This is a genomic window from Rhodococcus sp. KB6, assembly GCF_001445685.1.
GTDB classification, from domain to species: Bacteria; Actinomycetota; Actinomycetes; order Mycobacteriales; family Mycobacteriaceae; genus Rhodococcus_F; species Rhodococcus_F qingshengii.
In genome coordinates, this window is record NZ_LNAK01000099.1 from 149680 (window position 1) to 169319 (window position 19640).

Genomic DNA, 19640 nt, shown 5'->3' on the forward strand with positions numbered 1-19640 from the left:
GGAGATCAGAGCTTGGCTCTGATCTCCTCAGCAATCGGCTGGAACTGCTCGAGGAATGTCAGGGCCCAACCGAAGGACGCGACGCCCTCGTAGTCGAACGAGTACACCTGATCATTCTTGACGGCGCGCAGACGCTGGAAGATGGTGTCGTTCGCCAACTTCTCGTTGATGGGGCCCTTGCCACTGTTGGTGATGATGACGTCGGCCTCGTCGAGTAGCTCCAACTGCTCCTTCGGGAACCACTCGTTGCTGCCGGCGGGAATTGCGAGCGAACGGTCGTTGAACTGGAACCCGGCCTCGCTGATGACCGTCGTCTGATACTTGGTCGGCGAGTACAGCGAGAAACCACTCTCCTCGAAGTACGTGGTGTAGACGACCTTCACCTTGCTCAGCACATCAGCGTTGTCGCTGCGGAACTTGGCGATCCGCGCCTCGTACCGATCTGCCAACTCTTGAACCTTCGCGCTCTGGTTCAGCGCGTCCGCGACTCCGAAGGCGCGCTCCTTCCATGCGTACTGCCCGTCTTCGGCAAAAACCGCGGTCGGTGCGATCGACCGGATCTGCTCGTAAAGATCCGGGTTGTTCTCCGACAGCAGGTTGGTCATCACGATCAGGTCGGGAGACAAAGCCGCTATCGCCTCGGCGTTGGGCTCGTACCAGCGTCCCACCTTCGGGAGAGACCGCAGAGCGGACGCATAGGGTTCCGGGACGCCGTCGGCGTTCTCGTAGTCGACCGGCAATCCGACCGGTGTGAACCCGGCGTCGAACATCGCGGGGCCCGTGTAGTAATCGGCGCAGACCACCCGTTGCGGGTTGGTGGGCACTTCCACCTGCCCCAGAGCCGTGTTGATGGTGCGCATCGAACCCTCGGCCGATTCACCGGAGCTGGTTCCACAGGCCGTGAGCAATCCGATCCCCGCCAAGGCACCGGCTCCGAGGAAACCGCGTCGGGTAAGTGCTGCGGTGATGCGAGCGAATTCGGCATCGGTGTCAGCGCTGGGCAATAGAAGTGATGTCATGAAAGTGCCTCCAAAGCGCCGGTTTCGAGTTCGTTGAGCCAGTTGATTGCAGTGCCGTAGTCGGTGACCTGAGTGCTGATTCCGAATACCCGGCCCGAAGCTGCTGCCGGAATGCGGCCCCACAGCGGGCTGGCGAAGACGGATTTCATTCCTGCAGAATCAGTTCCGTTCGGCTGCTTCGGGTAGATGACGACGGTGACGTCCCGCAGCATTTCGAGTTGTTCGAGCGGGAAGGCTTCGAAGCCGGTGGCTGGGCGCAGGTCCGGGATGAATTCGCCGCGGGTCACGTTCAGGTCGGCGAGCATCGCGCCGGTCACTCCGGTTGGATACAGGATGGAGAAGAGCCCTTCCGAACCACCGATAGCAACCTGGGCCCAACGATTGTCGCCAAGCTGCGCGGCGTATTCGGTGCGGATTCGCTCTTGCATCGCCTGATACTTCTCGCGATTCGACGTCAATGCCGAACCCTTGTTGACCGCGTCTGCGACACCCTCGGCGACAGCGCGCCAATCCGATCGGTTCGTGCCCGAATACACCGCTGTCGGAGCAATTTTCGAGAGCTCGCGGAACATGTCCTCGTCGATCTCGTACGCATCGCCGACAATGAGATCAGGCGCGGCAGCCACGACGGCTTCGCGGTTGACCTCGAGGAAAACCCCCACCGTGGACAAGCCGTCGATGAACTTCTGCTGTGTCGGGGTGAACTGGTCGATGTAAGCGCTGTAGTCGAGCGTCGCCACGGGTCGGGCGCCGACGGCTTGCAACTGCCACGGGGTGTTGTATGAGACGGCGACGATGCGCTGCGGATCGACGGGAACATCCACGGATCCGTAGTGCGTCTGCACAGTACGAGTTGCGTCGTCCGCACCGTCCCCGCCCTCCCCACTACTGCATCCGACGAGAGCAAGTGTGGACAGCGCGGCGGCACTTCCGCCGAGAAAGCCGCGTCGAGTCAGGGCAGCGGTGATGCGAGCGAACTCTGCATCGGTATCTGGAGTCGGTAACAGGAGCGATGTCATGGGTTTCCTGACGGTTATCCGAATTAGGGCTACCTAAAATTACTCTCACCTGCGCCGTTACGGTGAAGCCTCTTGGCCAAGACATATCTCTTTCGCGCCAAGCCTCCAATCGTTGAACTGGTATTACCACTTGACCTCTTACCGAGAAGCGGATTACGGTCGGTACATGTTCCAACCCGTTGCACGTACCTCGGCCTCCGGCGCAGTCTTCGATCAGATATCGGTGAAAGTGCTGGCCGGAGAGCTGGCTGCGGGTGAGGCACTACCCAGCGAGCGCAAGCTCGCCGAGGCATTCGGCGTCTCGCGGCCCGCAGTCCGCGAGGCAATTCAGAAGCTCGCCCAGGCCGGACTCGTCGAGGTCCGCCAGGGCGAGTCCACGTCGGTGCGCGATTTTCGACGCCAGGCCGGACCCGAACTTCTCCCCCAGCTGCTGGTGCGCGACGGCGTCCCCGACCTGAGCGTGGTGCGCAGCGTGCTGGAAACTCGCGAGTTGATGGGACCGCAGATCGCTGTGCTGGCCGCCCGTCGCATCTCCGCGGAATCCGCCCGAGAACTCGACACGGCCGTTGATCAACTAGGCGCCACCGAAGATCCAGTGGAGTTGCAAGACCGCGCTCTGGCGTTCTGGGACGTCGTCGTCGACAGCGCAGATTCCATTGCCTTCCGTTTGATCTTCAACAGCCTTCGGGCTGCATACGAGCCGGCTATGACTGCACTTGCATCCGTCATGGTCGCCGAAGTCGGCCAGACCGACCTGTATCGAAAACTGGCCTCCGCCATCACTTCAAACGACGAGCCAACTGCCGAGGCGTCAGCCGCACAGCTCCTTCACACCGGCACGACGGCAATCGGCGACGCTCTCACCTTCCTGGAAGGACTGAAACCATGAGCAAGCCTCTTACTCTCGCCGATGCGGCACGGACGTTCCGCAAGTCACCGACGCCGTGGATGATCGGCACCATGCTGCTGGCCGCCGCGGCGGCGCGCATCGCAGTGGGCAACTGGCAGATCACCGACGCCCTCGTTCCGCTCGTGATGCTTGCCGCATTCCCCTTCGTGGAGTGGATCATTCACGTCTTCGTTCTTCATTGGAAGCCACGAACCATTGCCGGCGTCACACTCGATTCACGGCTGGCGCGCAGCCATCGGGAACACCACTTTGCGCCGCGAACCGTCTCACTCATCTTCATCCCGTGGCAGACGCTCCTGATCGTGATTCCCGTTCTGACAGCCGTCGCCCTCCTGGCATTTCCCCGCGTCGAACTCGGTCTGACGTTCCTGACCTTCATTTCCGTGCTCGGCCTCGGTTACGAGTGGACACATTTCCTCATCCACAGTGACTACAAGCCGAAAACTGCTCTCTACCGGTCGGTTTGGCGCAATCACCGCAACCACCACTTCAAGAACGAACACTACTGGTTCACCGTCACCACCGCGGGAACGGCCGATCGCGTACTGGGCACGTATCCCGACCCCAAATCCGTCGAGACCTCCCCGACAGCCAAGAACCTGCACGGCGCAGCGTCCAAGCTGTGAAGGAAGACCGATTCCTGGCCCCCAGCTGGCAATGAACTTGAACTTGCCTGTGTATCAGCAATTTTCGTTGAAACTCGTCAGAACCGTGCTTAGTGTCGATGGAGTCAGAAGTTCGAAAAACGCTGTAACCGAAGGACACAACACATGTTCAACGATGTATTCAACAACGTCATCCACCCGATGGTCACGAACTTCCAGCAGTTGGGCCCCCAGCAGTTCATTCCGCAGCAGTTCATCCCACAGGGAGTGTTCCAGCAGGCGCCGCAGGCAGCAGAGCAGGCAGTGACGATCTTCGGTAGCTGATACCGCAATCCACAGATAGCGCCACTCAGGGATCGTCCGTCCAATATGCTGGACGGACGACCTGAGTGCCTCCGCCTGACAAGGATCCCCATGACCGCGAACACCCCCATCCACGCTTTCACCGACGACGCCCTGGGCGACCTCGACGCCACCGGCGTCGCCGCCCGGATCGAATCAGGCGAGGTGACCGCACGGGAAGTCATGGAGGCATCAATCGCCCGCGCCGAGGCAGTGCAGGGGCAATTGAACGGTCTGGCCTGCACTGATTTCGATCGTGCCCTCGCCAGGAGCAACCGGCCCGCCAAGGGCGTCTTTGCCGGTGTCCCCACCGCGATCAAGGACAACACCGACAGCGCCGGCCTTCCCACCCAGCAGGGCAGTACCGCCTTCACCGCGGTCCCCGCCAAAGCCGACAGCGATTTCGCGAAGCAGTTCCTCTCCACCGGGGCCATTTCGATCGGCAAGACCCGACTGCCCGAGTTCGGGTTCAGTGCGTCCACCGAATACATGACGGAAGAACCCGTCCACAACCCGTGGAATCCGGCGTACTCGTCGGGCGCTTCCTCGGGAGGCGCAGCCGCGCTTGTTGCTGCCGGCGTACTCCCGATCGCGCACGCCAACGACGGCGGTGGATCGATTCGCATTCCCGCCGCTGCCTGCGGACTCGTCGGACTCAAACCCACTCGCGGACGCACCATCGCCGATCCGGCCGACAAGTCGATGCCGATCCGGTTGATCGCCCAGGGCGCCGTTACTCGGACTGTTCGCGACACTGCACGATGGATGTCTGCGGCTGAGAACTACTACCGCAATCCGCGACTCGCACCGGTTCGCTTGATCGAAGGACCCAGCTCAACCCGCCTGCGCGTCGGCGTGATCGCCGATTCCGTCACCGTCACCAAGACGGACGACGAGACGCGCAAGTCCGTCGAAGCTACGGCCGAACTCCTTGCAAGCCTTGGCCATCATGTCGAGGACGCAGCACTGCCCGTCGGCCCCGAATTCATCGACGACTTCAGCATTTACTGGGGCTTTCTGTCGTTTGCCATCTCCACCGGTGGCAAACAAATGCTCGGACCCGACTTCGACAAGTCCGGCACCGACAATCTCACCAAGGGCCTCTACACGCTGTACCGGAAGAACCTGGTGAAGACGCCGCGCGTGCTCTACCGTCTGCGACGGCTCCAGCAGCAATACAGCGCCATGTTCTTGAAGTACGACGTCGTGCTCTCGCCGGCCCTGGGGCACACCACCCCCGAGCTCGGATACCTCTCTCCCGCTCAGCCTTTCGAGGAGCTTTTCGACAAGTTGATCGCGTACACGTCGTTCACGCCGCTGAACAACATCTCCGGAGGTCCCGCGATTTCGCTACCGATGCATCAGACCAGCAATGGTTTGCCGTTGGCTTCGCATTTCTCCGCCGATCTCGGCGACGAGCGCACGCTCCTCGAATTGGCCTTCGAACTGGAAGAGGCTCAGCCCTGGAGAAGAATCCAGGACTGAGCCCCACCCGATAAATACCCTCAGTCTCGCGGCAATCCGAGCATGCGCTCACCGATCACGTTGAGCTGCACCTCGGTTGTGCCGCCGTAGATGGTGGTGGCACGGCCCGAAATGAGCTGCTCCATCGCCTTGTCGCTTGGCTGACCTGGGATGCTGACCGCTCCGGCAGCACCCAGTTCGGCGACGACGAACTCGGCGATCGACTGGCTGATCTTCATCGCCAACAGCTTGCCGACGCTCGACGTCGTACTCACGTCGATTCCCGAAAGTTGCTTGAGCACAACGCGGGAGCCGATGAGGTCGATCGCCTGGCTCTCGGCCACCAGCTCACCGACGCGGTAGCGTCCGATCGGGCTCAGGTCTGCCGACTTCGCGAACTTCAGCAGATCGGAGTCCGAGGCGTACGCCTCCATCTTCTGGCTGAGCGCGACGCGCTCGCCGGCCAGCGTCGTCCGGGCGACGTTCCAACCGTCGTTGACCTCACCGACCACGTTCTCGTCAGGGATGAACACGTCGTCGAGGAACACCTCGTTGAACAGCGCCGAGCCCGTCATCTCACGCAGCGGGCGGACGGTGATGCCCGGTGTCGACATATCGAGCACGAAGTAGGTGATGCCCTGATGCTTCGGCTTGGTGGCGTCCGTGCGGGCGATCAGCATTGCCCAGTCGGAGAACTGCGCAACCGTGGTCCAGATCTTCTGACCGGTGATCTTCCAACCGCCGTCGACCTTTTCGGCCTTCGTGGACAATGACGCAAGGTCGGAACCAGCACCGGGCTCGCTGAAGAGCTGGCACCACACCAGCTCACCCTGCAGGGTAGGCACGGCCAGCTCTTGCTTCTGCTTGTCCGAACCATGTGCCACGACGGCCTGCACTGCCCACGTTCCCATCAGAAGCTGCGGCATCGAGATACCGGCAGCCTTGATTTCCTGGGAGATGACGATCTGCTCGAGCGGAGCGGCGCCGCGCCCGTACGGCTTCGGCAGGTGAGGCTGAACCCAGCCGCCGTCGCCGAGCGCGATCAGCTGGTCGTCCTCGTCGAGCTCGACCAACTTGGCAAGCTCGGCCGCGATGCCGCCGCGGATCTCCTCTGCCTCCGGCGGCAGTTCGAGAACCGAAGCCCGGCTGACACCGTCAAGTGCCTGCTGCGCAACACGATTGGCTCGATCCTCGCGGGTGCCGAGAATGCCGCGGATCGAGAGCGCGCGCCGGTAGTACAGGTGGGCGTCGTGCTCCCACGTGAAGCCGATGCCGCCGTGGACCTGCACACAATCCTGCGCTACCTGCACTGCGGCGTCCGGCACGATGACTGCTGCGATATCGGCGGCAAAATCTGCCGTGTCGTCGCCCTTGTCCAATGCGCTTGCCGCATCCCACACAACGGCGCGTGCCTGCTCGAGCGCAATGCCCATCTGCGCACACTTGTGCTTGACGCCCTGGAACTGGCCGATGGGTCGCCCGAACTGCACGCGTGTCTTGGCGTACTCCGACGCAGTGGAAACGCACCAGGACATGACGCCGACGTCTTCGGCGCCGAGAACGACTGCGGCAATGGACCGTACCCGCGCCTCGGTGAGACCGTCGAGTATCCGTTCGGCGCTGATCTGAGCATTGTCAGCTTCGATCCGCGCACTACCGCGCAGCACGTCGATGCTGTCCTGAACGGTGATCGCGACTGCGCTGCTCTCGAGCACCGCGTAGCGAACGCCCTCGGGCAACTGGATCGGAGCCAGCAGTACGTCGGCGTGCTCACCACCGAGCACACCGTCGAGTGCGCCCGTGATCTTGTACCCACCGTCCGACGACTCGGCCGCAAACGGTGCACCCAAGGCGACTGCTGCCGTACGACTTCCGTCGATCAGACCGGGCAGGAACTCGGGTCCCGCCTTGGAATCGGCGACACCGAGAACGGCACTTGCCAATACCGTCGGAACGAACGGGCCGGGAGAGACTGTGCGGCCCAATGCTTCCAGTGCCACCGCCAGGGTCAGCAGGCCGGCGCCGTGACCACCTTGCTCTTCCGGAACCGCGAGCCCGAGAAGGTCCTGCCCGACGAGTGCCGTCCAGAACTGGGGGAACTTGTCCTCGGTCCGCGACTCCACGGCCGCGCGCACCTGCTCGGTGGTGATGGTGCGCTCGGCGAAGGAGCGCACCGAATCTGCAAGCGCGGTGTGCTCCTCACTCAGCCCGAGACCGAGTTCGTATGCGTTGCGTGCCATGTGCTTACAGTCGTTCTGCGAGGTCGGCGGTGGTCCAGGGACCCTCGCTCTCGATGGTGTTCACACCGTGCCAGCCGGCGAGTTCCGTGATGGCCCCACCCTGAACGGCATACACCTTGCCGGTGAGCTTGCAGTCCGCCGCCGCGAGATAGGCCACGAGCGGCGAGATGTTGGACGGCGCAAACGCGTCGAATTCACCCTCGGGGACCTCGGCCGCGAAGAGCGCACCCATACCGGGTGTCGCCAGCGTCAGTCGAGTACGCGCGATCGGCGCAATTGCGTTGACGCGCACGCCGTATCGATCGAGCTCGTCAGCGGCCACCAACGTCAGGGCTGCGATGCCCGCCTTGGCGGCACCGTAGTTGCCCTGGCCCGCATTAGGCATGAAGGTACCCGAAGCCGAAGCAGTGTTGATGACCGAAGCGTTGACGGTCTCGCCTGCCTTGCTCTGGTCCTTCCAGTATGCGGCCGCGTGGTGCAGCGTCGCTGCGTGCCCCTTGAGGTGCACGGCAATGACTGCATCCCACTGGCTCTCGTCCATACCGGCGATGAAGGCGTCACGAAGAATGCCGGCGTTGTTGACCAGTACGTCGAGTCGGCCGAACTCGCTGACGGCCTGCTTGACGAGGCCCTCGGCGCCGTCCCAGGTGGCGATGTTGTCGGTGTTGGCAACAGCCTTGCCGCCTGCAGCGACGATCTCGTCGACTACCTGCTGCGCGGGGCCGGCATCTGCACCGGAACCGTCGTTTGCTCCGCCGAGATCGTTGACCACGACGCTCGCACCCTCACGAGCGAAGAGCAGCGCATGCTCACGGCCGATGCCGCGTCCTGCTCCGGTGATGATCGCTACGCGACCGTCGAGACTTCCCATCAGTTCAGATTCCCATCAGTTCAGTTGTCGGACATGAAGACTCATTTGTCGGCGATGACCGCCAGGCCGTCCTTGATCACGAGGTCGCCGACCGCGCTGGTTTCGTACGAGTACGACGTGGCTCCGTCTGCCGAACTCGACTTGTAGAACACCGTCTCGATGTCCTGTGTCGGGAGTACGGGTTTCGCGAATCGCACTGCGAGACGACGCAACCGCTCGGTCTCGCCGCCTGCCAGTTCGGTCAGGGCTCCCCACGACGTGAACGCCATCGTGCACAGTCCGTGGTTGATGATTCCGGGGAGCCCGGACATCCGAGCGATCTCCTCGTCAAGGTGGATCGGCATCGGATCGCCGGAAGCCGGTGAGTACCGGAACGTCTGGTCCTCGTCGATATGCTGGTTCACCACCGCTGCGGGTCTACCAGCGCGAAGAGCGTCGTCGAATCGGTGTTCGGGAGCCTTCTCGCCCAGTCCGGGGCCCGCGTCGACCTTGCGGAAGAACGCTGTCATCCATTGCTCGTTGACCAATTCACCCTTGTCGGTTTTGGTTTCGACGTAGATGACGACGGTGGACCCGTTGTCCCGGCCCTCGAATCCGATGGGCTTGGCGCGAGCGACCAGATGGTCGCCAGGGTAGATCGGACGGTGGAACAGGAAGTCCTGCTCACCGTGAACGAGCTTCATCAGCAGTTCGACCGGCGCCACCGACAGCGCAGCGGGTGCCATCGACATGAAGACGGGTACCACCGCGAAGACCGGCGGAGCGATCTCGCCTTTCAGGTGTCGCTCGATGGGGTCGTTGGTGGCAGCGGCATATTCGGCGATGCGCTCGGCTGTCACCTCGAAGTGCTCCGGATCGGTCCATACGTCCAGCCCGGACGTATCGAATTCGACCGCGTTGGTCTTCGGTGTCGTCATCGAGCCGTTACCCGACCAGCTCGGCGAACTTGGCCAGCGAGGCCTCGAGATCAGCCTTGGCGTTCTTGGCAACTGCCTTGCCGATCGGCCCGACGATCATGGTGCCCTTGAAGCTGGCGTCGACGGTTGCCTTCGAACCCGCACCGTCGGCCTCGACCGAGAGAACGAATTCGACGGTGACGCCGGCCATTCCGGTACCGGCAATCTTGACCATCTTCGGAACCTCGACCTCTTCGACGGTCCACTCGATCTTGTTGGCCATACCCATCACGGAGACGACCTCGGTGAACTTGGCGCCCAAAGCCACCTCGGTGGGGAGTTCACTCTTCCAGCCCTGGTGAATGGTGAGCCACTCCTCCCAGCGCGACAGGTCGGAGAGCGCATCCCAGGTCTTCTCGGGGGATGCGGGCAGTACAGCGGAGACGGAAACGGAAGCCATGATGAAACTCCTAGTGGGTAGCTAGCGGGTTGAGGGTGTGATTCAGCGTGCGTAGGGCTTGTATGCGGTCACGACAACTGCACCGCCGAGTCCGATGTTGTGCTGGAGGGCGACCTTCGCGCCGTCGACCTGACGCTTGTCCGCGGTTCCGCGGAGCTGCCAGGTGAGTTCGGCGCACTGCGCGAGGCCTGTTGCTCCGAGAGGGTGGCCCTTCGAGATAAGGCCGCCGGACGGGTTGACCACCCAGCGTCCGCCGTAGGTGGTGTCGTCGGCGTCGACGAGCTTGCCGCTGTCACCTTCGGCGCACAGTCCAAGTGCCTCGTAGGTCAGCAACTCGTTGGTGGAGAAGCAGTCGTGGAGTTCGATGACGTCGACGTCGTCGGCGGTGATCCCGGCCTGGGCGTATACCTTCTCGGCGGCCTTGCGGGTCATGTCCGCGCCGACGAGGCTGATGGCGCTCTTGTCCTCGAAAGTGCTGTTCATGTCGGTGACCATGGCCTGTCCGACGATCTCGATCGCCTGAGCAGCGAGCCCGTGCTTTTCGACGAATGCTTCGCTGGCGATGATCGCCGCGCCGGATCCGTCCGAGGTGGGCGAGCACTGGAGCTTGGTGAGCGGCCCGTGAATCTGGCGTGCTTCGAGGATCTGCTCGAGGGTGTACTCGTCCTGGAACTGCGCGTACGGGTTGTTCAGTGAGTGCTTGTGGTTCTTGACGGCGATCTTCGCGAACTGCTCGGCAGTGGTTCCGAAGCGTTCCATGTGCTCGACGCCCGCGGCGCCGAACATGTACGGAGCCGGCGGCATCGCGAACTCCTGCAGCTCGGCGAGAGCGAGGAGGTGCCGCATGAGGGGCTGTTCACGGTCGTCGTAGGTGGATCCGAGGGACCCGGACTGCATCTTCTCGAAGCCCAGCGCGAGTGCGCAGTCGGCCTGACCACTCTTGACCGCCTGCGTGGCGAGGTAGAGCGCGGTCGATCCCGTCGAACAGTTGTTGTTCACGTTGACGATGGGGATACCCGTCAGACCGAGCTCGTAGACAGCGCGCTGACCTGCGGTGGACTCGCCGTAGACGTAGCCGACGTATGCCTGCTCGACCTCGGTGTAGTCGATACCCGCGTCTTCGAGCGCCTTGGTACCCGACTCGCGTGCCATGTCGGGGTAGTCCCACTCGCGGGCTCCCGGCTTCTCGAACTTCGTCATGCCGACGCCGACGACAAAAACCCTGTTACTCATTGCCACTCCTGAAGAGAACGGTATCTGTGTGTGACACGCTGTCCCACCAAAGTATGTGAGACATCTTGTCCAGTCAATGGCGGGGTGAGTATCGTTCGATTTATGACAAAAACAGCCGAGTCGGCGCAGCCCGACGGGCGCAGCACTCGCTGGAACGATCACAAGGAGCAGCGCAAAGCGCGGATCCTCGACGCAGCACTCGATGCAGTCAACGAAGGTGGCGCCGACGTCGGCGTCCAGCAGATCGCCGAGCGCGCCGACGTCCCCCGCTCCGTTGTCTACCGGATCTTCAAGGATCGAGCCGACCTCGACGAGCAGCTGCGAGTCCGCATCCTCGAGATGATGATGACCGACCTGACCCCCACCCTCACGCCACAAGGCACCGTCGGCGAGGCCATCTCACGGGCCGTCGAGACCTACCTCCAGTGGATTGTGAAATATCCACGACTGCACCACTTTTTAGGCAAGGGTTCGCCGAGTACGCGGGCCACCGGTTCGAAAGTGGTGACCGGAACCAAGACGGCCATCGCCGTCCAATTGGGAAATTTGTTGGGCACGATCCTCACCAGCCGTGGCAAACCGTCGAAGATGGCGGAGCCCTTGGCTTTCGGCGTCATCGGATTGGTCGACGTCAGCGTCAACCGTTGGCTCAGCCAGCCGGGTTCCGATGTGACCGGTGCGGAATTGGCCGAATTCCTCGAACGCTCCATCTGGCAAGTCCTCGACGGCAATCTCCGGAGCATCGGTGTCGACATAACGCTGTCGACCCCCATCGCCGACCTGTGACAGTCACCGAACTACCCTGGACACTCGACGGACGGGGACTTCAACTGGTCCAGGTTCCATCACTCGCCCTGCACGCACTGGGTGAAGACAACGCCACTCTTGCAATGGAACTCGCACCCGACCTCCTGACCCCGTATCTCCTCGGCGAAGAATGCCAGGGCTTGTGGCGCTACCGGAGCAAGCAGATAGCAGAGAATCCCCTCGACAGCGCGTGGATCACCCGCATCGCCGTCGATGCCCGCACCTCGACGCCGGTGGGGATGGCCGGATTCCATGGTCGTCCCGATGCGCGCGGGATGGTGGAGGTCGGATATCGCATCGACCCGGCGTTCCGGCGCCAGGGCTACGCACGGTCCGCCCTCGAGATACTTCTCGACGTCGCGAGTCGCGAATCCGAAGTACACACCGTTCGAGCGACCATCAGTCCGGACAACATCGCATCACGAAATCTGATCAGCCAGTACAATTTTTGCGAAGTCGGTGAGCAGTGGGACGAAGAAGACGGTCTGGAAACCATCTTCGAAGTCAGTGCCTCTCGATCGGCTTCGGCCGCCAACGGTTGATCACACCGAATACCGACAAGGCAAGGATGTCGGGAGTCAACCGCACAACGACGTCACGCACCGCCGCTAACGATCGATTGTCCGGCATCACGACGGTCGACATCTGTCGCGAAATCCATTGAACAGTTCGAACTCTATGACGTCGAGCCTTTGTGTAGCCGGCGAGATCGTCCGCATAGGCAGCAAGAGTAACGGCGTCCTCGATCGCCAAAGCCGCACCTAGCCCGAGGTGAGGGCGCATGGCATGAGCGGCGTCGCCAATCAACGCAACTTTGCCGCGTGTCAACAACTTCGGGGTCCGAATCTCGAGCAGTTCGTTCTCGATGATGCGGGTCGGGTCAGCGTTCGCGACGAGCTGCGACACAGGTTCGGGCCAGTCCGCAAAATGCGCAAGACTCTCGCCGCGTTGCGCACCCGCGAAAGCGTAGGTGCGGTTGCCCGCCAACGGGAGAATCCCGAACTCCCCTCGAATCCCCCATACCTGTCCGACAAAATCGGGCGGTGGACCATCGACGATCCAGCGCCAAGCGGACACGCCAGTCCGTTCCACGGTTCCCTCGCCGTCCCAGATCTGCTGTCGCACAACACTGTGCACACCGTCCGCAGCAACGACAAGGTCGTATCGAGCGGTATCACCATCGGTGACGATCTCGCCGCGGCCATGATTTCCGCAGCCAACACCCGTCACCCTGGTTCCGGTGCGTAGGCACTCAGCGGGGATTGCGCGAACCAACACGTCGATCAGATCGGCGCGGTGGATTGTCACCAGATCGCGACCGCCGGCGAGGTCACCAATTTTGCGCGTCACCAGTTTTGCCCGCGCAGATTCCTGATCGCGCCCGAGCTGTACGGAAGGGAATTCGCCCTGACCTGTTCGCCTACACCGATTTCGTCCAACGCTGCCAGAGCGTTGGGAAACAACACGACGGCGGCGCCTACCTCCGTAAACTCGGACGAACGCTCGTACACGGTGACATCCCAGCCTGCTTTGCGGAGCGCGATGGCAGCCGTCAGCCCGCCAATTCCCCCGCCGACGATTCCCGCGCACTGTCCTTCCGGCACAGGTCAGATCCTCTCCGGAACCGTGACCGCCGTCAACCCGCTGGTTTTATCGGTCCAGTGAATGGCACGGTCCTCCAGCATCACCGGCGTCCACAACCTGTATGTCTTCACCTGATGGTGATGACGACACAGGCATTGGAGGTTGCTCGCAATGGTCCACCCACCGCGTCTCGGATCGGAAGGATCGAACTCGGTGACGTGGTCGAGTTGGCACCTGTTCGCGGGCACCGAACAACCAGGGAACCGGCAGTGACCGTCGACGGCCCGCACCAATGCGGCCAGAGCCGCTCCCGGAGCATAGGTCAGCGCGCCGGGAGGTGGATCGGGCTGGGCGCCATGCCCATCCGATCTTCGAACGATGTCCGGGGCTCGCGCGACCAACCGTTGCATTGCCCGAATCCGATCCCCGCAGCCGTTCGGTTCGCGACTTGGGCGATCACGTCGGGCGACAAGCGGCAGGACAGTCGGAGCATGCTGCCGACGCGGTCGGTTCCCCGCGACCTGGGCGCGGAAATCGACAAACAAGGCCTGCCAGGTGGAATCAGCGGCGAGCTCGCGAGCAAAATCAGGATCGATCGGCCCGTATCCGTCGATGCTCGCGGGATCTGACATCAATCCGAGGAGCGTCGCCAGATCACACACGATGTGCAACAACGGCTTCCGACGTGAGGGCGCAGTCGATCGAGCTGCTGTGAATGCTGCCTCGCACGTTTCGCTGCCACACTGACAAGTCAGCCCCTGTTCGCCGTGCAGCAGAGCGACCAGTGCGTCGGCCCTACGGGTCGAGACATTTCGTGGATCGTGGTTGCAGACGCTTCCGGCGGCCTCGTTGATCAGGCCAAGCGCTTCGACGGCCTCGGTCGCGCTGAGTGTTGCCTGCAACTGGTCGAGTCCGTGACGGTCTGCACGCGTGCGAACATCGCGGTGTTCCAGCATCTTCCGGCGACGTTCGGCGGCAGCATCCGGATCGTAGGCAAAGAGCTGGCGCTCGATGTCGCGCTCCAGTTGCCCGGGCGGAAGACGGTGCGCCGAGGCAAGTACCCGGCGCTCGAGTGCTGCGATCGCCTCGGGGTCGACCCCGGTGAGTCCGTCGACAATCTTGCACACACGCGCATAGTCCAGCTCGCCGGCAGCGAAGGCGACCTTGGTGAGCGGAAGGAACTCCCGTAGGGCATCACCGATCTCGATGTGGACTTCGGCAGTACGACGCGAGCACGTGAGCATGACCGCGATCTCGTTGCATGCGATCCGCCACGCCTTGTCGACATCACCGGACACGTCGAGTTCGGCGTTGAATCTCGACTCCGACAACATGGATGCACCGAGCACCTTTTGCGCGGCAAGCATGTTCTCGCTCTGCGCCGTCGCAAAGAGCATGTCCGGCAACACGAGTGGGTCGACGACAGGACAGCCGTCATCGACGGATGTCCCCACACCGCTCGTCAATCCCTTATCGAACATACATTCGACAATAAACCCACCCACCGACAAGAAAGCTAGAGTGCCGGTTTGTATCCCTTACCCTGCATCCACGCCAGCACGTCCAACACCCTGATGACCGGAACGGATTCGTCGAGACCTGCTCGTGCACGTAGATCGAGGAGTCGACTCTGCAACTCGTCTTCCCACATGGCTACGCGAACGGGTTCCAGGTGGGCCGACTTCGTTCCCAACTCCCGCCCGATGACGTCGTCGTAGATCGGGAAGAGTCGCGGACGCTTGCGCGCGATCAGTTTGGACGCCATGGTTCGCCCGACGCCGTGAATCTCTCGAAGCGCCGTCTCCAACCGCCACACCGGGGATTCCGGAGTGAAGGGATCGGGTTCGTTCGACAGATCGCGATCCGGGCCCACGTCCGCCAGGAGTCGGTTCAGTTCGGCATTGTTCTCCCCGAGCAGGAAGAAGGCTCCTTGCGCCGGAACCTGAACCGACAGAAGCGTCACCGCAACAAGATCTTCCGCGGTGAAGATGTTCGCATCACGATCGCGATTGCCACTGGGATCCCAGGAATCCCACAACGCACCGGTTCGGAGATAACCGGTCTTTCGGAGCGGCCTCGTGAAATATTCCTGCAGCACGTCGACCGCGCCGTCATCGTCCCCGTCTCGCAGCACACGCGGGAGTCGGATGGGCAACTGATCAACCATGGTCGAGCGACCTTTCCAGTACATATTTGGCGAACCCGGCGTTGTGATACTGCCGAAATGGGCCCTTGCCCTTGGCAACAAGATGCTCCGCGAGCGGACGAACCGTCGTCACGTCGACGGGCAGCTGGGCGAACTGTTCCAACGCATCCGAGTCCTCGAGACTGCAGTCGATCACGGTCCCGTCGCCGTCGGCGGACGCCAACTCGGTGCGTCTGATGGCGACCAGATCGTGCTTGGCATCGAGTTCTTCGATGCTGCAGCCGGTTCGCGATTCCAGTGCCGAACTGGATACGTACACGGACATGACGTGCTCGATCGCCTTACCGCCGACCAGATGGCACTCGACGCTCAGAATCTCCATCGGACCAATATTGAGCGTGAACAAGCGATGGCGCTCCGCGGATCGGTTGGTCGACGGCAGGCAACTGATCGTCCACTGTTCGATCTCGACGGCGGCCGGAGCGTCGAACGCGTAGGAGAGAACCTCGGCAATCAGTTCGGCAAGATCTTCGAAGAGAGGGTCGCGCTGCAACCGCTCGAAATTCTCGACAGAAGCGGCGGGACGCACAGGCGCCTTGCTCACGCAGGTCCCCTCTCGTCCGGTGCTTTGCTCTCAGACCTCGCGTCCAAGGTACCCAGCCCTACGCGGGTCTCGCGCGTTCGCCCTCACATACACCCTCGCGTTATGGTTCTCGACACGTACCACCGCCTTACCGATCGCTAACTCGAGGAGCACACGAAGTGGAAATCAAGGGAACCGCAGCACTGGTCACCGGAGCGGCATCAGGCCTCGGCGCCGCAACAGCCAAGCGCCTCGCCGACGCCGGCGCTACCGTCTTCGGCCTGGATCTGCCCGCGTCGATCGAGCGCGCAGGCGACAACGTCCCCGCCGGCGTCACCCTCATCCCCACCGACGTGACCAGCGGCGAAGAGGTCGAAGCAGCGATCAACCAGATCGTCGAGTCGGGCTCCCCGCTGCGCATCGTCGTCAACTGTGCCGGTGTCGGCTGGGCCGGACGCATCCTGTCCAAGAAGGGTCCGCACGACCTCGAGCTGTTCCGCACGGTCATCACCGTCAACCTGCTCGGCACCTTCAACGTCATGCGCCTGGCCGCCGACGCCATCGCCAAGACCGAGGCCGTCGACGAGTCGGGCCAGCGCGGCGTTGTCATCAACACCGCTTCCGTTGCTGCCTTCGAAGGCCAGATCGGCCAGATCGCGTACTCCGCCTCCAAGGGCGGCGTGCACGGCATGACGGTTCCGGCTGCCCGTGACCTTGCGCAGTTCGGCATCCGCGTCAACACGATCGCTCCCGGCATCATCGACACCCCGATGCTCGCAGGCGTCACCGACGAGTACCGCAAGGGCCTCGAGGCCGGCGTTCCGTTCCCGTCCCGCCTGGGCCAGCCGTCCGAGTACGCGCAGCTCGCGCAGATGATCGTCGAGCACGACTACCTCAACGGCGAGACCATCCGCATGGACGGCGCACTGCGCATGGCGCCGCGCTAACCTCCCTGCTGTGCGCCTTTATTAACCGCCCGCGGTTAATAAAGGCGCACAGTTGTCAGAACGAATGAAAATACCCACCGTTGGAGTGGGCAGTTGCGCTGAGGTACTCGGCTACTTCCTTCGCCGGCATCGGTCGGCTGATGTAGTAACCCTGAACCAATTCGCAACCGGCGGTAAGCAAGAGCCTCAGCTGGTCGGCCGTCTCCACGCCTTCCGCCAATGACTGCATACCGAGCGCCTTCGCCACCTCGACCACCGAAGTGACAACTGCCGAATCACCCTCGTTCAATTCGGTGATGAACGACCGGTCGATCTTCAGAATGTCCAATGGCAGTTTCTTCAAACTCTCGAAAGACGAATAGCCGGTTCCGAAGTCGTCCAAGGCAATCGCAATCCCGGTGGCACGTAGGCGATCCAACTCGGCGACGGCAAGCTCCTCCACTGCTCCCGTCTCTGTGATTTCCAGCTGAAGCCGTTTGCCGGACAGACCGCTTGCCTCCAGCGCATCGTTCACGGCTGATCCGAAGCCGGACGACATCAGTTGCACCGGAGAGACGTTCACCGTCACGTACGTGTCGTCGGGCCACGTCGCGGCTTCGGCGCACGCCATGTTCAGTACCTGAAGCCCCAGAGGGACTATCAGGCCGGTCTCCTCCGCGACATCGATGAAAATGTGCGGTGCAAGCACGCCCCGCACCGGGTGATTCCAGCGAAGCAGTGCCTCGAAACCCTCGACGCGGCCGGTGTCCGCACGAACCTGCGGTTGGTAGTACAGCTCGAACTGCCGAGACTCGATCGCAAGCCCAAGTTCTTGCAGGGCCGATGCTCGCTCCCTGGCCCGCGCCCGCAGCACCGGTGAGTATCTTCCTACCCGGTTCTTGCCGGCGGATTTTGCCGCATACAGCGCCAGGTCGGCGGACATGACAAGCGTGTCCGCGTCTTCGGAATCTGCGGGTGCGCCGGCATAGCCGATCGATGCACGAACCTCGATGCGATTCCCCCGCACGTAAAACGGCTCACGCAATGCATCCAGATAGCGAGCGAACACCTCTCCGCCGTCCCCTGTTCCCCGCAAGACGACGCCGAATTCGTCACCACCGATTCGCGCGCACATGGCGCCGTCGACCACCCGATTGAGCCGTGCAGCAACGGAAATCAACAATTTGTCACCGACAGGGTGCCCTAACGTGTCGTTCACCGACTTGAAATTGTCCAGGTCGAGGATTCCGACAAGGACTTCCTCGCCGGTTCGGACGGTGCCGAGCGCGTCGGACAGCTCCGAGCCGAACGTCCGGCGATTCGGGAGCCCGGTCAGTCCGTCGGTTGCAGCAAGCCACAGAATTCGCCGCTCGTAGTTGTACTTCTCGGTGATGTCCGAGCCCACGCCTCGCCAACCCACGAACTCCGTGGCCTCGGATAGCCTGGGATGACCCGACAGAGACCACCATCGGTCGACGCCGTCGACACGAACGGGAATGACGACCTCTCGAAACGGCATGAGGCGGTCGAGGTGATCTCCGATGACCTGGACCGCGGCTCGGCCACTCTTCGTCGAACCCACGTCGAGCCGATCCAACAATCCGCGCAGCGACAGGGTTCGCAGGTCGGAGACGGGAACTCCCGAGATCTGCGACAGCCGAGCGGAGGTGTGCGACAACGTCCCGGTGGTGTCGACTTCCCACAGCCAGTCGCGTGACCCACCCTCGAAATCGTCGAGAAGCAAACTGACCGTCTGGCGCTCGGCAGCAGCCTCGAACTCGGCAAGACAACGACTTCGGAACGACGCCCAGAGGTACACGACGCCGATAATCAGTGTCACCGAGTACACGACCAACTGGAACGAGAGGACAGCATATTCCGTAGTTCTCTTGGGCAGGATAACGACGAGCAATCCGATGCTGTGCACCAGAATCCACGCTACCGCTATCGACCGAACCGTCGACAATGCTACGGCGCCGGCGCCCATGACTCCGGCGAATGTCGCTAGAAGCACAAGCTTTCGCGAGTTGTCCGTCACGGGAAGCATCGCGGCGGCGAGAACGACAAGCAGAAGCCCGAGCAGGATCACCTCGAGCATGAGCGCCCAGTAGTCGTACCTCGTCGTATGTTTGGGCGTGTACCGGCCCTTCAGGACGACTCGCGGTATCCAGACGCGCACCGAATTGAGGACGACCAAGAAGGCCGCAGAACCCCAGATCACCCGAAACTCGTTGTGACCGGGGGGTACGACATACACAAGCAAAGCGCACACGCTGAGTACATTGACCATGTTGGCCAGTGGCGCGACCGTCGTCACCTGCAGTATCTGGCGTGCGAAGAGGTCGCGCCGCTCGACGTCAGACAGTTCGGCGTCGCTCGCGCTCGAATTCAGCCTGCTCAGCATGCAACACCCTCCATCGTGGAGCCGACCAGATGAAGGTAGCGCGGATGCGGGTTCCGGACACACGATGACGAGAAACTACGAGTTGAAACATACTGTTCAATAGGATGTTTCAGACAATCGCGACAGAACGG

20 protein-coding genes are annotated in these 19640 nt (G+C 62.3%); 7 read left to right on the forward strand and 13 right to left on the reverse strand.

Annotated elements, in window-relative coordinates; genetic code table 11:
- Positions 1–5 precede the first annotated feature (5 nt).
- Both ASU23_RS13330 and ASU23_RS13335 read right to left on the reverse strand, forming a co-directional pair.
- Complete coding sequence (locus ASU23_RS13330; protein WP_058038070.1) at positions 6–1019, reverse strand: ABC transporter substrate-binding protein; 1014 nt, start codon at positions 1017–1019, stop codon at positions 6–8.
- On the reverse strand, positions 1016–2038 hold the full coding sequence (locus tag ASU23_RS13335; protein WP_058038071.1) for an ABC transporter substrate-binding protein: 1023 nt from the start codon (positions 2036–2038) through the stop codon (positions 1016–1018). Before ASU23_RS13335 ends, ASU23_RS13330 begins: the two co-directional genes overlap by 4 nt.
- A 166-nt stretch (positions 2039–2204) precedes the next feature.
- Here ASU23_RS13335 and ASU23_RS13340 point away from each other — a divergent pair, with 166 nt between their 5' ends.
- The 4 genes from ASU23_RS13340 (at position 2205) to ASU23_RS13350 (ending at position 5380) form a co-directional block, all read left to right on the forward strand.
- Positions 2205–2927, forward strand: coding sequence for a FadR/GntR family transcriptional regulator (locus ASU23_RS13340; protein WP_058038072.1), 723 nt, complete (start codon positions 2205–2207; stop codon positions 2925–2927).
- A complete protein-coding gene (locus ASU23_RS13345) occupies positions 2924–3574 on the forward strand; it encodes a sterol desaturase family protein (RefSeq protein ID WP_003944185.1) in 651 nt (216 codons plus the stop codon). The genes ASU23_RS13340 and ASU23_RS13345 overlap by 4 nt, the downstream gene beginning before the upstream one ends.
- A gap of 144 nt (positions 3575–3718) precedes the next feature.
- Positions 3719–3877 (forward strand): hypothetical protein, encoded by a 159-nt coding sequence (locus tag ASU23_RS34245; RefSeq protein ID WP_003944172.1) that lies wholly within the window; start codon positions 3719–3721, stop codon positions 3875–3877.
- Between the two features lie 90 nt (positions 3878–3967).
- On the forward strand, positions 3968–5380 hold the full coding sequence (locus tag ASU23_RS13350; RefSeq protein ID WP_058038073.1) for an amidase: 1413 nt from the start codon (positions 3968–3970) through the stop codon (positions 5378–5380).
- A 20-nt stretch (positions 5381–5400) separates the two neighbouring features.
- Here the strand turns inward: ASU23_RS13350 and ASU23_RS13355 are convergent, their stop codons facing one another.
- From ASU23_RS13355 to ASU23_RS13375, 5 genes are read right to left on the reverse strand one after another with little or no spacing between them, the layout of a single operon-like run.
- A complete protein-coding gene (locus tag ASU23_RS13355; protein ID WP_058038074.1) occupies positions 5401–7599 on the reverse strand; it encodes an acyl-CoA dehydrogenase in 2199 nt (732 codons plus the stop codon).
- Between the two features lie 4 nt (positions 7600–7603).
- The gene (locus tag ASU23_RS13360) at positions 7604–8470 is read right to left on the reverse strand and encodes an SDR family oxidoreductase (RefSeq protein WP_007735961.1); all 867 of its coding nucleotides are present in this window, start codon (positions 8468–8470) and stop codon (positions 7604–7606) included.
- A 41-nt stretch (positions 8471–8511) separates the two neighbouring features.
- Positions 8512–9387, reverse strand: coding sequence for a MaoC/PaaZ C-terminal domain-containing protein (locus ASU23_RS13365; protein WP_058038075.1), 876 nt, complete (start codon positions 9385–9387; stop codon positions 8512–8514).
- Between the two features lie 7 nt (positions 9388–9394).
- Complete coding sequence (locus ASU23_RS13370; protein ID WP_003944139.1) at positions 9395–9826, reverse strand: SRPBCC family protein; 432 nt, start codon at positions 9824–9826, stop codon at positions 9395–9397.
- A 42-nt stretch (positions 9827–9868) separates the two neighbouring features.
- Positions 9869–11059 (reverse strand): lipid-transfer protein, encoded by a 1191-nt coding sequence (locus tag ASU23_RS13375; RefSeq protein ID WP_058038076.1) that lies wholly within the window; start codon positions 11057–11059, stop codon positions 9869–9871.
- Between the two features lie 102 nt (positions 11060–11161).
- On the opposite strand from ASU23_RS13375, the gene ASU23_RS13380 reads away from it, so the two are divergent.
- Positions 11162–11845 carry a TetR/AcrR family transcriptional regulator gene (locus ASU23_RS13380; RefSeq protein ID WP_058038077.1) on the forward strand — a complete coding sequence of 228 codons (684 nt, stop codon included), beginning with the start codon at positions 11162–11164 and terminating at the stop codon, positions 11843–11845.
- Positions 11842–12408, forward strand: coding sequence for a GNAT family N-acetyltransferase (locus ASU23_RS13385; protein WP_058038078.1), 567 nt, complete (start codon positions 11842–11844; stop codon positions 12406–12408). The genes ASU23_RS13380 and ASU23_RS13385 overlap by 4 nt, the downstream gene beginning before the upstream one ends.
- Here the strand turns inward: ASU23_RS13385 and ASU23_RS13390 are convergent.
- The 5 genes from ASU23_RS13390 to ASU23_RS13410 are packed head-to-tail and all read right to left on the reverse strand — an operon-like array spanning position 12371 to position 16200.
- Entirely contained in the window at positions 12371–13216 is an 846-nt protein-coding gene (locus tag ASU23_RS13390) for an FAD-dependent monooxygenase (protein ID WP_058038079.1), read from the reverse strand. The genes ASU23_RS13385 and ASU23_RS13390 overlap by 38 nt on opposite strands.
- Positions 13213–13470: an NAD(P)/FAD-dependent oxidoreductase gene (locus tag ASU23_RS13395; RefSeq protein ID WP_058038080.1), complete on the reverse strand. Its 258-nt coding sequence runs from the start codon at positions 13468–13470 to the stop codon at positions 13213–13215. Before ASU23_RS13395 ends, ASU23_RS13390 begins: the two co-directional genes overlap by 4 nt.
- A 3-nt stretch (positions 13471–13473) precedes the next feature.
- On the reverse strand, positions 13474–14931 hold the full coding sequence (locus tag ASU23_RS13400; RefSeq protein WP_058038081.1) for an HNH endonuclease signature motif containing protein: 1458 nt from the start codon (positions 14929–14931) through the stop codon (positions 13474–13476).
- A 35-nt stretch (positions 14932–14966) separates the two neighbouring features.
- Positions 14967–15617, reverse strand: coding sequence for a DUF6308 family protein (locus tag ASU23_RS13405; protein WP_058038082.1), 651 nt, complete (start codon positions 15615–15617; stop codon positions 14967–14969).
- Complete coding sequence (locus ASU23_RS13410) at positions 15610–16200, reverse strand: hypothetical protein (protein WP_058038083.1); 591 nt, start codon at positions 16198–16200, stop codon at positions 15610–15612. Before ASU23_RS13410 ends, ASU23_RS13405 begins: the two co-directional genes overlap by 8 nt.
- Before the next feature lie 158 nt (positions 16201–16358).
- Between ASU23_RS13410 and ASU23_RS13415 the strand changes: the two genes are divergently transcribed.
- Positions 16359–17126 carry an SDR family NAD(P)-dependent oxidoreductase gene (locus ASU23_RS13415; protein ID WP_003944195.1) on the forward strand — a complete coding sequence of 256 codons (768 nt, stop codon included), beginning with the start codon at positions 16359–16361 and terminating at the stop codon, positions 17124–17126.
- A gap of 55 nt (positions 17127–17181) precedes the next feature.
- On the opposite strand, the gene ASU23_RS13420 is transcribed toward ASU23_RS13415, so the two are convergent.
- Positions 17182–19509, reverse strand: coding sequence for a bifunctional diguanylate cyclase/phosphodiesterase (locus ASU23_RS13420; protein ID WP_058038084.1), 2328 nt, complete (start codon positions 19507–19509; stop codon positions 17182–17184).
- Between the last annotated feature and the right edge of the window lie 131 nt (positions 19510–19640).